Genomic DNA, 15,741 nt, shown 5'->3' with positions numbered 1-15,741 from the left:
TGACAAGTTTCGCTATTTGCAACTAGAACTCAGCCGTCGCTGTTCGCTCGTCCATTGGAGCTACGATTTGCTTCCAGAAACGCTTGTATGACTCTCGCACCCTCAAGTGTAAAGTTTTATATCTGGATTCAACACTTCTGCGATTGAACTTAATCCCAACGTGGCAATTTATTGTGGCTTAATTATTAACGAATTGTTGTCTAATTCTCTTAAATATGCCTTTACTGATCAACAAACAGGCACCATCGGTATTCATATTTATCAGGCATCTAAACAGGAGTTAGTCCTGAAAATTTGGGATACCGGTATTGGCTTACCGCCGGACTTTAACCTGGATACTTGCCATTCGCTTGGGCTATCTCTTGTCTATCAATTAGTAACAGCTCAGCTACAAGGTACCATTGAACGCCTTGCGGAAGTCGGGACTGCCTTTGAGATCCATTTTGGGCATGGCACCTCAAACCTTCTGGATAAGCCAGGTGATGGTGGGGGTCAGGGATAAAAGCCCAACTGCGGTAAGCCCAGGGTTTCCTCCCAATCCATCATGAGATTGAGACATTGGACAGCCTGTCCTGCTTGACCCTTGATCAGGTTATCGATCGCCGACATAATAATGACGCGATCGGTCCGAGGGTCCGCTTCAATGCCGATGTAACACAGATTACTGCCACAGGCCCATTTGGTTTGTGGATAGGTCCCCCCCGGTAATACCTTCACCCAGGGAGAGGCCCGATACACCGCCCGATAGATCGTCAGGAGATCCTCCCGCACTAGCCCCGGATCACGCAGCGTTGCATAGACCGTGGCCAAAATGCCCCGGACCATCGGCATCAGGTGGGGCGTAAACTGCACCATCATTTCACTCCCCGTCAAGTCCCGGCAGATTTGCTCAATTTCCGGTGTATGACGATGACGGGCCACGCCATAGGCAGCGACCGAACTATCGGCTTCCGCCAGGAGTAAATGGGTTTTGGCTTGGCGTCCCCCGCCGGAGGTGCCCGATTTGGCGTCAATAATCACGCTCTCTGGCACTACCAAGCCCTGTTTGAGCAACGGTGCAAGGGCAAGCAAACTCGCTGTGGGATAACAGCCCGGACAGCCGATTAGGTTGGCACCCCGAATGCGATCGCGGTACAGTTCTGGCAACCCATAGACTGCCGTTTCCGCCACTACTGCATCATCGCGATCGCCGCCATACCAAGCCCGGTAGGTGTCGAGATTACTAAACCGGTAATCCGCCGACAGATCCAAAACCTTGCAGCCTTTTCCTAGCAGCGTTGGGGCTAGCTGATAGGCAATCCCATTCGGCAAGGAGAGAAAGACCACCTGACACCGTTGGGCGATCGTCTCGGTATCGACTGGTTCAATCACTAAATCTGTTGATTGGCTGAAGTGGGGATAGAGTTCCGAGAAAGCCTTGCCCGCACTGCCTTCGCCCCCTAAATACACCACCTCAACCTGGGGATGGGCCAAGAGTAGCCGCATCAACTGGACACCTCCGTAGCCGGAAGCACCGACAATCCCAACAGGCACGCGTCCTGAGTTGCCCATGACCATTGACCTTTACAAATGACGCTATTGTGACACACTCCCCCACCAAAAGGGTGGAAAGCGGGCCACCCTCACGGTACGGGCTGTTTGGAATCATAACAAGAGCAACTGGGACCGTCAGGCCACCTGAAGTGGCTAGCCCCGCAACTCGCTAAAATTGAGGGAGAACGCAGATTGCTGCGCATCAACGACCTGTAGCCCTGCTGGAACGAGACGGCCTCCGTGACAACGCAACCTCCTCCTATCGCCCCGGAATTTGATCCCATCGACCTCGCCCTCCAGGACTTAAAGGCGGGCAAGGTCATCATTGTGGTTGATGATGAGGGCCGTGAGAATGAGGGAGATTTGATTGGGGCGGCCCAGTTTGCCACCCCGGACATGATTAACTTCATGGCGGTGGAAGCACGGGGGCTGATCTGTTTGGCGATGATGGGGGAACGGCTGGACGAGCTAGACATTCCCCTCATGGTCAGTAACAATACCGACAGCAACCAAACCGCGTTTACTGTCAGCATTGATGCGGCTCCCCACCTCGGCGTTTCCACTGGCATTTCCGCCGACGATCGCGCCCGTACCATCCAGGTGGCCCTCAATCCCAAAACCCAGCCCCATGACCTGCGGCGTCCCGGCCATATTTTCCCCCTGCGGAGTCGGGAAGGGGGGGTCCTCAAACGGGCGGGACATACGGAGGCAGCGGTGGACTTGGCCCGCTTGGCCGGACTATACCCAGCCGGAGTCATCTGTGAGATCCAAAATCCCGATGGCTCGATGGCCCGCTTACCTCAACTGATTGAGTATGCCAAGCTCCATCATCTGCGGTTAATTAGCATTGCGGATCTGATTAGCTATCGGCTGCAACATGAGCGGTTTATCTGCCGAGAAACCGTGGCTGAGCTACCCACCCAATTCGGTAATTTTCGCATCTATGCCTATCGGGATACCCTCAACCAGGGGGAACACGTTGCGATCGTGAAGGGTGATCCCGCCACCTTTGCTGAGCATCCAGTCATGGTACGAATGCACTCCGAATGCCTGACGGGGGACGCCCTCGGCTCCCTGCGCTGTGACTGTCAGATGCAACTCCAAGCGGCCCTGAAGATGATCGATAGTGCGGAGCAAGGGGTTGTGGTCTACCTCCGCCAGGAAGGACGGGGCATTGGGCTAATCAATAAACTCAAAGCCTATGCGCTCCAGGATATGGGTTTGGATACGGTGGAGGCCAATGAGCGTCTGGGGTTCCCTGCTGATCTGCGCAATTACGGGGTGGGTGCCCAGATCCTCAATGATCTGGGGGTTAAGCAAATTCGGCTCATTACCAACAATCCCCGCAAAATTGCTGGTTTGAAGGGCTATGGCCTAGAGGTGGTCGATCGCGTGCCCCTGCTGATTGAGGCCACGTCCTACAATGTCGGTTATTTGACGACGAAAGCGAAAAAATTGGGGCATCTTCTCCTACAAACCCATTTACTGCTGCTGGCTGTCCACTGGCGGGATGAACCTCTCCCCTTAAAGGTGCGGTATGAACGGCTAGAAAAATTGCGGTACCTGATCCAGCCCTACGATTTACTCGTGCAGGAGGAAACCCGCTTGCTGGCGATCGCCCTCTTTGATCCGGGACGCGCCCATCCGGCCCCTCCCCTGATTGTGCATCTGGGCCTGGATCAAGAGAATCTGGCAACCCCAGACTGGTATCAACACCACGATCATCCCTATGGGCAGGCACTCCTCAGCGTGTTGACCCAGTTAACAACATGGCCCCAAGTCCAGAAGTTAGAATTCATGCTAGCAACGGGCGCTGACCCCATGACCAGCCTAGGGGGGCAGATCCAGCGTCAAACCTTAACGACACAGCAACTAGCCGCTGCTTTATGGCCCCAATTAGTTCCCCAGACGATCTATCGCGTGACGGAGGTCGTGCCGGGTGAGTGACAATGAGATTTTAGATTTTAGATTTTAGATTTTAGATTTTAGATTTTAGATTGGCTGGGGGTTGGGGGGATGCGTCTGGCCTGCCATCTCGACGGCCAAGACGGCTATCCCAGGTTCAATTTGTGATCGACGGAACCTGCTTGATACTGCCTGTGGGATTTGGATTGAGTGATTGGTCAGCCCTGAGTGGGCTTTCCGTGTATCATAGGGAGGTTTAGGAAGCACCCAAGTGCTCGTTGGGGTCGAATTCCCAGCGGAATTCCCCCAAAATGGAACTGGCTGTTATGGCGCGTCCAGCTCACGATTTGGCTATTTTGTATCAGCTTGGTGACAGGAATGCAGCCTGATTGGTGTGTTTCCTTTCAGGGACGCGCATTCCGCGCACTGGAGATAACCCCGATGTAGTACTCAAGTCGTTGCATTGTTTTAGAGGAGGTTTGACATGCAGGCAACTGCGGCCCGTCCAAGGATTCGTTTCCGTATCGGTGATACGGGGCCAGTCTTTGCCCTACGATCGCAGGCTGATGAAACGATGAAAACGGCTGACTTAATCGGCCAGCCCCTGCTTTTCTTCCTGTACGATCGCCACGATCAGCCCCAGAACCTGGCAATCCTGAAAAAGTTGCGGGAGCATTATCCAGAGTTTTTAACCCACCAGATCATGATTGTGGCGATCAATAGTCATACGATCGCTGAAAATGCTGAATTAGCCCAGCAGCATGATATCCCCTTCCGCTTGTTGTCCTTAGAAGACGGCAAGATGATGCACTATTTTGGGATTGGTCCAGACGGTATTGACCGTAAGGCCGTATTGTTCCGGCCCAACTACCGGGTGCTGAAAACCTATGACACGGTTAACCCTGATCAGTTCGCCACACAAATCCTAGCTGATGTTGCCGCCCATGTGCGCCTAGAACCAGCCCGCTACATCCCTATGCAGGCTCCAGTTTTGGTCATTCCCGATGTCTTCGATCGCGACTTTTGCCGTTATCTCATGCGCGTTTGGGAAACGGAAGGTAATGTCGATTCCGGTTCAATGGTGCAGCGGGAGGGTAAAACCATTGGGGTACTCAATTACGATCGTAAGATTCGTCGGGATCACTTCATGAGTAACCCCGAACTCATTGCCCAAGTCAAATCATTGATTTCAGCCCGCGTGTGTCCGGAAATTGAGAAGGCATTCCAGTATTCCGTAACGCGTTTTGAGGATTTTCGGATCATTTGTTACGAGGCAGAACGCGGCGGTTATTTCCGACCCCATCGTGACAATACAACGGACGCCACTGCCCATCGCCGCTTTGCCATGTCGATTAACTTGAATACGGAGGAGTATGACGGCGGTTATCTGCGGTTTCCGGAGTATGCCCCCCATCTCTACCGACCGGAAACTGGTTGTGCGGTGATTTTTTCATGCTCAATTTTGCATGAGGTGACCGACATCGAGCGGGGGAATCGCTTTGCCCTGACTTCATTCCTATATGGTGAAGCCGAGGCTCGTATCCGGGAAGAGTACAACCGGAGAACCGGGGGCGACTATCGCGCCTAACTAAGCCACCCGATCGTGGGTCGCTCAAGGCAGATAGCAGATTAGCCAACTAAGCCCAAACAGTACTGCATTTGTTTGGGGAACTGCCGCCGCAACTTGGTCAACGCACTGCGCTCTAGTTGCCGGACCCGTTCGCGACTGAGGTGGAGAATTTCGCCAATTTCGGCGAGGGAATGCCGTTCCCCATCCTGGAGGCCAAAGCGGGCAATGACCACCTGTCGCTCCCGTTCAGTCAGGGTTTCAAGTAAGATGGCAATTTGATCCTGCACCAGGATCAGATCCATCATTTCATCTGGCAGGGGATCGTCAGACTCTAGCAGTTCCCCCAATTGGGTTTCTCGCTCGGTCCCGACGCGGAGATCCAGGGAGACGGGACGAGCACAACGTTGATGCTCAATTAACTTCTCGATTTCCCGACGATCGACCGCTAGCGCTGTCGCTAATTCGGCGATCGTGGGTTTGCGGCCCAATTGTTGTGACAGTTGGCGGCTCATGCCCTTCAACCGGTTCAGCTTTTCGGTAATATGTACGGGCAAGCGAATGGTTCGTGACTGCTGGGCGATGGAACGGGTCATGGCTTGCCGAATCCACCAATAGGCATAGGTGGAAAAGCGATAGCCCTTGGTCGGGTCGAACTTCTCCACCGCCCGACTGAGGCCCAGATTACCTTCCTGGATCAGATCCAATAGTTCTAAACCGCGTCGTTGATACTTTTTAGCTACCGCGACCACTAACCGTAGGTTAGCTTGCACCATTTGCTCTTGAGCGCGGCGTCCATGACGAATGACTTGCTGTTGATCGACCGTGGGATGCTCTAACTGTAGCAAGGGCATCATCGCCTGTACTTGTTTACCTAACGCAATTTCCTGCTCGGGACTGAGGAGGGGAACCTTCCCAATTTCCCGTAAATAAACGCGAATATCATCAACATCAGGCATAGGGTTAGCAGGACGATCGCAGAGTAACGGTTGGGACACATCTAATTGGCCAATAATCTATCATCTCTTTTCCAGAACTGCTAACCTGAATCCCCATGATTTAGGGTTGAGCGAATGGCAAGATGGGCCTACTGAGTGCTCGAACGGCAGGTTTTGGCTGTTGGGCCACCAGCAGTGTCAGTCTGTGGAGCGACCAGACAACTGGGCGGGAGTCAGTCTCGGAGGGCAGGCGCAATGAAGTAGAAACCTAAATCGTGAGGTTTTGGCATCGCCGCCTCTTCAGCGTGGTGAGGATGTTAACATTCTGTCATCCCCCAGGAAACCCATAGCAATTTTGGCTGTACTTTACCCTGGTGGGATGATTGCTTTGGGACCTATCGTGATGGGCTTTTCTGGAAGAGCAGAACAGAGTGATCGGCCTTCCCCAGTATCAGCAGGAGCGGCGGGTCACCCAATTGCCCGGGTTATTATTGCTGCCCTGGCACCCGGCATCGCGGTCTAAGCCAGAGGATACATTGTCCAGCTAATAAAAATCAGTCTCCGGTTGCGTCTCCGTCATCTCAAAATTAGATGGGTCATAGAGGAAACGGCTGATTTCCTGCTCTAGCCGGTGGATCAAATAGGGTTCGATCGCATTACTGTGACGGAGGGCGGCAATATAGCCATCGATATAGAGCCGTAAATCATCAAAGCGGTAGCCCCGTTGCCACAGTTCGACGAGGGCATCGCTCAGGCGTTGGTAGAACCGAATGGTTTGGGTGTCCTGTAGCATGGCAGTTATTCCTCCTCTTGCCAGGTAAGTTGGGGCGATCGGGCAGCCTTGGCTTCATCGACCCGCCCGACCGGGAGGTTGTGGGGGGCATGGTTAACAAAGTCGGAGTCCTGCTGGATCTCGTGAGCAATTTGGATGAGCGCCTGGGCAAACTGGCGCAGGGTTTCCGGGGTTTCGGTCTCCGTTGGTTCAATCATCAGGGCCTCCGGCACGATCGCGGGCCAGTAGACCGTCGGCGAATGGAAACCATAATCCAGTAAACGCTTGGCAATCCCGTAGGCGGAACTGCCCGCTTTCTTTTGCTGCTGAGCCGAGACGACAAACTCGTGCATACAGGGGACTTGGCCGTGGGAGGGGGGATAGTGCGCCTGGATCAGGTGGCGCAGGTAGTTGGCATTGAGGATGGCGTCTTCGCTGGATTGGCGTAGGCCATCGATCCCCAGGGTCATGAGGTAAGTATAGGCCCGCACCATCACCCCAAAGTTGCCGTAGAAGCCCTTCACCCGCCCGATCGCGGCCCTTTCCCCAAAATCCAACCCATAGCCTGTATCCGTCTTCACCACCCGTGGCCTGGGTAAATAGGGCGCTAGCTTGGCATTGGCCACCACCGGTCCACAGCCGGGGCCGCCACCACCGTGGGGTGTTGAGAAGGTTTTATGGAGGTTGAGATGCACCACGTCGAACCCCATGTCACCGGGACGGGCTAGACCGGCGATCGCATTCAGATTCGCCCCGTCGTAATATAAGAGACCGCCAATGTCATGCACTTGTTGCGCGATCGTGCGGATATTGGTTTCAAACAACCCCACCGTATTGGGATTTGTCAGCATCAACGCCGCTACTTGATCATTCAAGAGTTCAGCCAGGTGTTCCAGATCCACCAACCCCTGGGCATTGGAGCGCACTTCCTGGACTTCATAGCCCGCCATTGTGGCCGTGGCCGGATTGGTTCCGTGGGCAGAGTCGGGCACCAAGACAATGCGACGTTGATCAGCTTGACCGTGGGCAGCATGGTAGGCCCGCACCATGAGAATTCCCGTCAGTTCACCGTGGGCACCGGCTGCTGGTTGCAGGCTGGTTTCCGCAAGCCCCGTAATATCTGCAAGGGCAACGCCCAGCTCGTACATTAACTGGAGGGCACCTTGCACAGTGGCTTCCGGCTGGTAGGGGTGGAGATTCGCAAAACCAGGGAGGCTGGCTGCCCAGTCATTCACCTTGGGGTTGTACTTCATCGTGCAGGACCCCAGCGGATAGAAATTGGTGTCGATGGCAAAGTTCTCCTGGGAGAGGCGGGTGTAATGTTTCACGACTTCCCGTTCGCTCACCCGTGGCAGGGCAGGCGGTTCTGAGCTAATCAGATGGGCGGGGAGATAATCGGCCAGCGGGGTGGGATCTGCCGGGGGAAGGTACTGGGCAGTATAGTCAGGGATGCTTTTGCTGTAGATCGAGGCTTCCGGCATGATTCAGTAAATTTGCCCTCTTGGGGACCGCCAACAGGTTTTATTTATTCTAACCATACCCACCCCTAGGAGAGGGGGGAGAGTGCCAGTTCTACCAATGGCCTGCCATCGATAGGAGGCTCCCTATAATTAGTATTCCCCAATGGCCAGAATTCCTGACACGATGCGACGGTGAAGCGGCTACCCGATGACTCCCGGTCCTGAACGATTGCACGCCAGGGCGTGCAGCGCTTGTGGGGTAAGCCTCCTGCTGGCCCCCTTTAGCACAACCCATCGGCATCGGCCCCCTCGGAACCAGGGTTCTGCCGGTCCTCCAGAGACAGGGTGAGGCTCGTTTGCTTAGCAGGGCAGCAAGCGATCGAGATCTAAGGTGGCCACGGCTGGCACCAGTTTGTCCCGATCGCTGGGGGTGGGCAGATAGGGTAAGGTTCCCAACACCCGCACCTGGGTTAGGGATTGCAGTAGCGCGATGGGCACCCAGGTTTCTACTTGGGCCATCGCCGCTGGGGTTTGACAGTTGAGGACAATACCACGCAGATGGATGCGACACTGCCGCGCTAACGCCACTTGGGCCACCACCTGGGCGATCGTCCCTGGGGCCACTGGGGCTACCAACACCGTCGGTAACCGCCAATCCCACGCCAAATCCGCCAGCGTCGTTTCCTGGGTTAAGGGCGTTCCCAAGCTGCCCACCCCATCCAGTAATACCCAGTCGCAAGCCTGAACCAACTGACTCAACTGTGTCCATAGGCGATCGCACACGATCCCCACGGGCACTGTCGTCGCTGTTTCCCTGGAGGTCTCTAGGGTTTGAGGCTGCTCTGGCCCCGCTCCCGGCCCTAATGACAACGTTCCGATGCGCCGATCGGCATAATAGGCTTGCCCATAGTGCGCCAAAGCGGTTAACAGGAGCGTCTTCCCCACGCCCACATCCGTCCCTGTAATTAACAACGTCTTGTTCAAAGTCTCACGCTCTCAGCACATGGATTGATGAGGTATCAGCAACAACGATCATAGGGCGCGATGGGTAGCCTTTGCCCGGAGTTGGCGGCGGGTTTCACGATTATCGGTAATTTGCATGATTCAGGCTCCGTGTTTGGGATCTTCGCTGAGTTTGTCGAGATAGGTCAGTCCGGCTTTTGCCCAAATGCTTTCCTCCAGGTAGTGTCTGGCAATTTCTCCCAGAGCGGCTTTGGTGGCTTGGAAGTGGCGTTCGGGATTGAGGAGTTGTTTGCGAAGGGTGGTCAACTTGTGGTTGGGGGATGGCTGAATTTCGGTGAATTCTGCGTCAATGATGGTCAGGGCGCTGCTTTCGGTCGTGACTTCCGGGTGCTGGGCCTGAAGTTGAGCAAAAAGGGCTTGCAGTTCAGAAACAGCGGCTTTGACTTCTGGGTTAGAAGCTTGAGGGGATTGATTTTCGATGTAGGTATCGACCTGTTCAAAGATCTGCACCTTTTCGGCTTTGGGGAAATTGTACTTGGCGGGTTCTGTCATGGCTGTATGTCCTGTTGAGGGGGTTCCCAGAGTTGCTGGATCGCATAGGCATCCATTTGAATATCTTGGGCTAACGAGCATAGCGTCATGGCTACATGTAGTCTTTGATGTCTTCTAGGGGCGCGTCAAAGTCATCGGCCAGGGTGAACATGCCTTTCATGGTTCCGGCTCGGCGATATATTTGGGGTGGCGTTTCAGAGGGTAAAGTCTCAGCATATTTAGCTACCAAGTACTCGGCATAGTGAAGAATTTCAGTCTGGAGATTTAGCGGGAGTTTATCGAGGGCTGCAATTAGTTGGGGGGAGATCATCGGCGTTACCTTTTAGCAGAGTGAATTGGGGATGGGGCTATTTTGTCAATTTTTTTGGTGATGATTGTATGACTCATCGTTAATGTCTCCATACGGAATATTAGATACTGAAATGCCTATAGACTTGAATCTGGGGGATGCTTATGATAATGCTCGACCCGCTCAAAGATTTTGACTTCAGTAGCATTTGGAAAATGGTTGATCGTCTGCCCTGAAGAATCACCTAGTTTTAATTATGGATCGGCTAAAGCCTGGTTTGTTCCTCTACCAACAATCGCAACAGTGCCGTAGATTTGCCTGCTCCCGGTCGTTCCATCAGTAACACATGGTCTGCTGCATACTTGCGAATACACTCCAGAACAGGCAAGCGTTCCGTTTTTTCCGGCTGCTCTACGGTGCGATCGTCCTCTGACTTTTTAGGCTGCATCAACTGCACCATCAGCCCAATGTCTAGCTCCGAAGTCGCTTTGGGTGGCTGAACCTTACCGATCGCATCCGTTGGCGTATAGAATCCCCACTTTTACTGATACTTTTCGTTGGCAATCAGCAATCGCAAATATGGCTCAAAATTAATGACCTTCGCTACAGGTGTCTGCAATTTTTGTAGAACGGCGGCAAACACCGCCTCAAATTTTTCTGACTCCGCAAGATGGTAATGGGTACCAATATTAGCAACGCCCCCTGCCACCAACGTCTGAAACCCTGATGCCCCATCCCGATTAACTTGTAGCATCCGCCGATCGGTCTTCAACGCAGAGAGCAACTCAGGGGACTCAGCAATCGCCCCTGCCACCCGCACCACTAAGTCAGCCTGCTCTAGCTCCGGTTCATCCCGCAGTACCTCAGCAATGATTTGACAGAGTTGGGCGATCGGGTCAGCCACCGTGATCACGCCTCCCGCTTGATGGAGTTGCTCGATTGGAGGTTAGAGGCCCAATTAAATTTTACTGGGGTCGTTCTTGGCAATCCTTGTCAGGTTTTAGTCCTTGAGACTTGCTAATAATATCCTTAGCCAGGATTGCGCACCCCCACCGTGATCGTAAAGTCCGTTGGCTCCGGCGCGACCACATCAATTTGATACGTCCCCGCCTGGGGAACCACGCCCTCCCAGCTTAGGACTTTGGCCGCATCTTCCACCAATTGACCATCCGGATAGCGAATATCCATCGTTACCGCCTGGCCGGACAGGACCACCGCTGCGAGAATTTGCCCCGCTTCCACGTTCACTGTAAACCGCTTCACCCGCTGGGCACTAGTTTGGCCGCTGACGTTCACCTCCGGGGCGTCCGGTTGAATATCCAGGGCTTGGGTGTCAAAGGTTGGCTCTGGCGGCGGTTCCGGCGAGGGGGACTCGGTAGGGCTGGGACTGGGTGTGGGTTCCGTTGTGCTTGCCCCCATGAGGCGCAATTCCAGGCGATAGTCGCCCCTGGCCAGGCCCGCGATCGGGCTTAATTGGACGGCATAATCCCCGGTGTAGTCCAACGTCCCGGCCCAGGCCGTAACCCGCTCCGAGCGATCATCAACGGGTTGCTGGTCGGGTCGCAGCACCGTCATCAAGACCCCCTCGCTGGTGAGGATCGCGTCTAACTGTTGTCCCTGCTCAGCCGCGAACTGGAGGGTAAGGGTTTGCCCCGCCTGGAGTTGGCCCGCACGGCTAAAGGCTTCCCCCGGCTTCAGGGTAATCCGCTGGCTGAATTGACTGGGTGCCGTGGGCCTCGGATCGGGGGCTGGACTCGGTTCCGGGGTGAGGGGGGCCGTTGGACTCGTGGTGGGGCTGGGAACCGGCGTGGCCCGCTGCCGCTCCATGACGTAGGTCACCACCGCCCAGGAACCAATCCCCGTCAGGACCACTAGCACTAAGCCCAGTAACCCCACCGCCCAGGGATCATCCCAAAACGAAGTCTCACGGGCTGGCGGCGGGGAAGCGGTTCCATAGGCCGTCGCCGGATTGAATACGGGCTGGGGTTGGGGGCGGGCAACGGCAACGGTTTTGACCTGGGACAGATCGGGCGCAGGCGGCACAGGGGCGGCAACCACGGGTGAGGGGTTGGGACTCAGGGTTTGGAGGGCCTGGAGAACCGCCGCTGCACTGGGATAGCGATCGCCGGGGCGTTGGTTCAGCATGCGATCGAGGATCGCGACCAATTCCGGATGCACCGCTGGGACCCAGGGCTGCCAATGCCAAACCAGGTTAACGGCATCGAACAACTCGCCCGGTTCCCGCCCCGTCATCAAGACGATCGCAGTGACGGCCAGGGCATAGAGATCACTACTGGGATAGGCTTGCCCCGTTTGCATTTGTTCGCTCGGCGCATAGCCCGGTTTGCCAATGGTGGTGGGGGGGGTATTGGCGGCTCCGGCTTGGAAACGCGTAGCCACCTCTTTAACAGCCCCAAAATCGATCAGCACCGGCAGGTGGTCCGGTTCCCGCAAAATAATATTGTCGGGGGAAATGTCACGGTGGATGATGCCCTGTTGATGGAGATAGCTTAGGACGGGTAAGAGATGATGGAGCAGTTGGATGACCTCTGTATCAGTGAAGTATCCCTGGGCCGGGGGCGTCGGCTGGGTATGCAGGCGATCGTTGAGCAGGGTGCGATAGGTTTTGCCAGCGGCGTAGTCCTGGACCAGGAAGAGGCGTTGGTCGTGGTCAAAGGTGGCCCGAAATTGGGGAATTTGGGGATGCTGAATCTGATAAAGAATCTGGGCCTCCCGCTGAAACAGTTCCTGGGATTTTTGCAACGCTAGGGGACCCGCTTGAACCGGGATATATTCCTTGAGAACACAGCGCTCATTAAACCGGCCAATATCCTCGGCTAAATAGGTGCGGCCAAAACCGCCCTGGCCCAGCAGTCCCAGCAGGCGATAGCGATTCTGGAGGGTAGTCCCAGCGGCTAGGGGGGGTAACATACAGCGGTTTGCCTTCCGTAGAAATTGAAGATGAGGGTCGGTGAACAGTTAACGGTTCATCGTATGGGCACCGTATGGGCAATAGACGAACAATTGCCGCCGTGGCTCCCCAGGCAGTGGGGATGGTTCTGCATTCTCTCACATCCAACCCCGATCGCGGCCTGAGCGGGGGCGTTTAGCCATCGTCAAAGCGGCGATTGTGCCATCGCTGGCCCACTGCTCACTATAACGAATGGGAACCTCGATTATATTGAAGCGGGCAGTGAAGCCGCCCACCTCAGCCGCTTATGATGGCGTGGGCACAGTGGCGAACATGGGTATTCTTCGAGGTGTCCTACGGGAAAAGCGGGATAGCCTCTGCTCCCTGGGCGGCCTAACGCGGCAGTTGGCTCCCAAAAGTTAACTACACTAGAGGCAGGCCGCGCGATCGGAGAGGAGGGCCAAATCAGGCGTCCATAAATCAGGCACAAATACTGATCATGAATGCTCCGATCATTGGCAAGATGATTGAGAATGATCTGCATGGGCAATGATCTACATGGGCAGCGATCGCCCATTCATCACCCAGCATTGAGCGCATACCGGGGCAACTAGTAGTTTGCATGGATTCAGGGACTAAGCCAAACATTACAAGTGGTGCGAAATTACCGCTGATGGTGGTGGACGACGAGCCAGACAACTTGGCCCTGTTGTACCGTACCTTTCGGCGGGAGTTTGAGGTGTTCCGGGCTGATTCGGCCTATATGGCGATGGAACTGCTGGAGGCATCAGGAGAAATGGCGGTGATCATTTCCGACCAGCGGATGCCAGGAATGAACGGGACCGAATTCCTCAGCCGCACCGTCGATCGCTACCCCGATACGATCCGGATCGTCTTGACAGGCTACACCGATGTGGAGGATTTGGTCGAGGCGATTAACTCTGGCAAGGTGTTCAAATACATCACCAAACCCTGGGATACCAATGAACTAAAGGCCATGGTCCACCAGGCTGCCGATACCTACCGGGCCATTAAACAGCGGACTGCCGAGTTGCGACGTGCCCTGCGCCACGAGTCGCTCCTGAATGCTATTACTAGCGCCATTCGGGAGTCCCTCAATTACCAACATATGTTGCAAACGATCGTCAACACGATCGGGCAAGTGTTTGAGGTCGAGGCGGGTTACCTGTGGTCCGTCGATCACGATCGCATCCTGCCCAAGCCCTTCATCTACCAGGCACCTACCACCCTAGTCGCAGCCAGCGATGACCCTGAACAGTTAGCCATCACCACCACGGATCAAGTTACCCTCAAACCCTTAGTTGAAGCCGCGATCGCAGAGCGCAAACTGCAACTAGCCCAGAATACAGCCACCCGCAGTCAGTTAGTAATCCCCCTGATCTCCCAGCAGGCCTGTTTAGCAGTCTTGGCTCTGTGCCAACCCTACACGATCGCTGGTTGGCCCGATGAGGACCTGCAATTAATCCAGGGGATTGCCGTACAGGCGGCCCTCGCCATTTCCCAGGCCAAACTCTATCAGCAAACCCAGGAACAAGCGGAACAAATGCGGCACGAACTCACCGTTGCCCGTCAAATCCAAAGTAATCTCCTGCGGCAGAGTTGGCCAGAATTTGAAGGACTCAATCTCCAAGCCTGTTGTCATCCGGCCCGTGAAGTGGGCGGCGATTTCTTCGAGGTGTTTGTCCATCCCCAGGGGGATATTTGGCTAGCCGTGGGGGATGTGTCGGGGAAGGGGGTACCCGCTGCCCTCTTTATGGCCAGTGCCATTTCCGTCCTGCGACGCGAACTTTCCCAGGAAACCTCACCGGACCCCGCCGGGGTCATGCAAAATCTCAATAGCTTTTTGCTGGACGATCTGGTGAGCAATAATTGTTTCATTACAATGGTTGTAGCCCGCTATACACCGGCCACCCGTCAGCTTGTCTATGCCAACGCAGGTCATATTTACCCCATGCTGTGGTCCAATCATCAAGTGCTGTCCTACCGCAACAACGGGGCGACGCAACCAGCCCCAGAACCAGAATTCCTCAAGGAGCGGGGGGTGCCGCTAGGAATTTTACCGATTTGGCGGGCGGCGGCAGGAACCCGCTCGCTGAGCGCGGGGGATGTTTTTCTGTTGGCCAGTGATGGGATTACGGAGGCGCACATTTTCCCCCCAGGGGAAAATCCAGAGGCAACGGCAGGGGCCATGTTGCAGCAGTCGGGATTGTGGGAATTGCTGTTGCGGCAACCAGTGCCCCTGGATCTCAAGCGCTTGTTGGCCCAGATGCGATCGTATACGGTGACCCAGGAAGATGACCAAACCCTATTGGCACTGGAGGTGTTGTAGGTCATGAAAAGTGAACTGCACGTCCCCAGTGATTTAAAGTTCTTAGAAGTGGTCGAACATTGGCTTTTAGGGTGCTTGACTAAGGAGTTTGGCGATAATGTTGAGTGGCTGCACCAGTCGAGTCGCCTACGCCTCGCCCTTGTGGAAGCCTATGCCAATGTGGTTCGCCACGCCCACAAGGACCAGCCCCAACTGCCGATCCTGTTCCGGTTAGAAGTCCGCGATCGCGAGATTGACCTCGAGGTCTGGGATTATGGGACCGGGTATGATCTCTCAACCTATCAACCACCCCAGCCCGATCAACACCAGGAAGGGGGGTATGGGTGGTTAATTATGACGCGGCTCATGGATCGAGTTGAATATTGTTTACAAATTGATGGCCGGAATTGCCTCAAGCTAGTGACCACTGTGCCGGAAATGTCGGAGCCGATCGGTGACAAACAAACCGTCTGAGGCCGGTCCACCCGCGCCGCCACCGCTGACCACCGCCCCCACCGTACC

16 protein-coding genes are annotated in these 15,741 nt (G+C 55.1%); 6 read left to right on the top strand and 10 right to left on the bottom strand.

Annotated features, from left to right (window positions below; genetic code table 11):
• Nucleotides 1-160: 160 nt before the first annotated feature.
• Nucleotides 161-502: a sensor histidine kinase gene (locus ACWIUF_RS05415; protein WP_448571253.1), complete on the top strand. Its 342-nt coding sequence runs from the start codon at nucleotides 161-163 to the stop codon at nucleotides 500-502.
• Here the strand turns inward: ACWIUF_RS05415 and argC are convergent.
• Entirely contained in the window at nucleotides 493-1,551 is a 1,059-nt protein-coding gene (argC, locus tag ACWIUF_RS05410) for an N-acetyl-gamma-glutamyl-phosphate reductase (protein ID WP_448571251.1), read from the bottom strand. The genes ACWIUF_RS05415 and argC overlap by 10 nt on opposite strands.
• 222 nt (nucleotides 1,552-1,773) lie before the next feature.
• On the opposite strand from argC, the gene ribBA reads away from it, so the two are divergent.
• Nucleotides 1,774-3,480, top strand: coding sequence for a bifunctional 3,4-dihydroxy-2-butanone-4-phosphate synthase/GTP cyclohydrolase II (gene ribBA / locus ACWIUF_RS05405; RefSeq protein WP_448571250.1), 1,707 nt, complete (start codon nucleotides 1,774-1,776; stop codon nucleotides 3,478-3,480).
• Between the two features lie 442 nt (nucleotides 3,481-3,922).
• Complete coding sequence (locus ACWIUF_RS05400; protein WP_448571249.1) at nucleotides 3,923-5,026, top strand: 2OG-Fe(II) oxygenase; 1,104 nt, start codon at nucleotides 3,923-3,925, stop codon at nucleotides 5,024-5,026.
• 41 nt (nucleotides 5,027-5,067) lie between these two features.
• Here ACWIUF_RS05400 and ACWIUF_RS05395 read toward each other — a convergent pair whose 3' ends face one another.
• From ACWIUF_RS05395 to ACWIUF_RS05355, 9 genes are all read right to left on the bottom strand, one after another.
• Nucleotides 5,068-5,964 carry a sigma-70 family RNA polymerase sigma factor gene (locus tag ACWIUF_RS05395; RefSeq protein WP_448571248.1) on the bottom strand — a complete coding sequence of 299 codons (897 nt, stop codon included), beginning with the start codon at nucleotides 5,962-5,964 and terminating at the stop codon, nucleotides 5,068-5,070.
• A gap of 523 nt (nucleotides 5,965-6,487) precedes the next feature.
• On the bottom strand, nucleotides 6,488-6,736 hold the full coding sequence (locus ACWIUF_RS05390; RefSeq protein ID WP_448571247.1) for a DUF6761 family protein: 249 nt from the start codon (nucleotides 6,734-6,736) through the stop codon (nucleotides 6,488-6,490).
• A gap of 5 nt (nucleotides 6,737-6,741) precedes the next feature.
• Nucleotides 6,742-8,196 carry an aminomethyl-transferring glycine dehydrogenase subunit GcvPB gene (gcvPB, locus tag ACWIUF_RS05385; protein ID WP_448571246.1) on the bottom strand — a complete coding sequence of 485 codons (1,455 nt, stop codon included), beginning with the start codon at nucleotides 8,194-8,196 and terminating at the stop codon, nucleotides 6,742-6,744.
• A gap of 339 nt (nucleotides 8,197-8,535) precedes the next feature.
• Nucleotides 8,536-9,159, bottom strand: coding sequence for an ATP-dependent dethiobiotin synthetase BioD (gene bioD, locus ACWIUF_RS05380; protein ID WP_448571245.1), 624 nt, complete (start codon nucleotides 9,157-9,159; stop codon nucleotides 8,536-8,538).
• 120 nt (nucleotides 9,160-9,279) lie between these two features.
• Nucleotides 9,280-9,690, bottom strand: coding sequence for a hypothetical protein (locus ACWIUF_RS05375; RefSeq protein WP_448571244.1), 411 nt, complete (start codon nucleotides 9,688-9,690; stop codon nucleotides 9,280-9,282).
• Nucleotides 9,691-9,781: 91 nt separating this feature from the next.
• Nucleotides 9,782-10,000, bottom strand: a complete 219-nt coding sequence (vapB, locus tag ACWIUF_RS05370; protein WP_448571242.1) for a type II toxin-antitoxin system VapB family antitoxin — start codon at nucleotides 9,998-10,000, stop codon at nucleotides 9,782-9,784.
• Between the two features lie 244 nt (nucleotides 10,001-10,244).
• Nucleotides 10,245-10,427 (bottom strand): hypothetical protein, encoded by a 183-nt coding sequence (locus tag ACWIUF_RS05365; RefSeq protein WP_448571241.1) that lies wholly within the window; start codon nucleotides 10,425-10,427, stop codon nucleotides 10,245-10,247.
• 93 nt (nucleotides 10,428-10,520) lie between these two features.
• The gene (locus tag ACWIUF_RS05360; RefSeq protein ID WP_448571239.1) at nucleotides 10,521-10,883 is read right to left on the bottom strand and encodes a hypothetical protein; all 363 of its coding nucleotides are present in this window, start codon (nucleotides 10,881-10,883) and stop codon (nucleotides 10,521-10,523) included.
• 125 nt (nucleotides 10,884-11,008) lie between these two features.
• Nucleotides 11,009-12,910: a protein kinase domain-containing protein gene (locus ACWIUF_RS05355; protein WP_448571238.1), complete on the bottom strand. Its 1,902-nt coding sequence runs from the start codon at nucleotides 12,908-12,910 to the stop codon at nucleotides 11,009-11,011.
• Nucleotides 12,911-13,142: 232 nt separating this feature from the next.
• On the opposite strand from ACWIUF_RS05355, the gene ACWIUF_RS05350 reads away from it, so the two are divergent.
• From ACWIUF_RS05350 to ACWIUF_RS05340, 3 genes are all read left to right on the top strand, one after another.
• Nucleotides 13,143-13,313: a hypothetical protein gene (locus tag ACWIUF_RS05350; RefSeq protein ID WP_448571237.1), complete on the top strand. Its 171-nt coding sequence runs from the start codon at nucleotides 13,143-13,145 to the stop codon at nucleotides 13,311-13,313.
• Between the two features lie 199 nt (nucleotides 13,314-13,512).
• Complete coding sequence (locus ACWIUF_RS05345; RefSeq protein ID WP_448571235.1) at nucleotides 13,513-15,240, top strand: SpoIIE family protein phosphatase; 1,728 nt, start codon at nucleotides 13,513-13,515, stop codon at nucleotides 15,238-15,240.
• Between the two features lie 3 nt (nucleotides 15,241-15,243).
• Nucleotides 15,244-15,693, top strand: a complete 450-nt coding sequence (locus ACWIUF_RS05340) for an ATP-binding protein (RefSeq protein WP_448571234.1) — start codon at nucleotides 15,244-15,246, stop codon at nucleotides 15,691-15,693.
• Nucleotides 15,694-15,741 lie beyond the last annotated feature (48 nt).

The organism is Trichothermofontia sp. (genome assembly GCF_053493415.1).
Note: the sequence above shows the minus strand (reverse complement) of the source record. Positions and strands in the feature narration are given on the sequence as shown.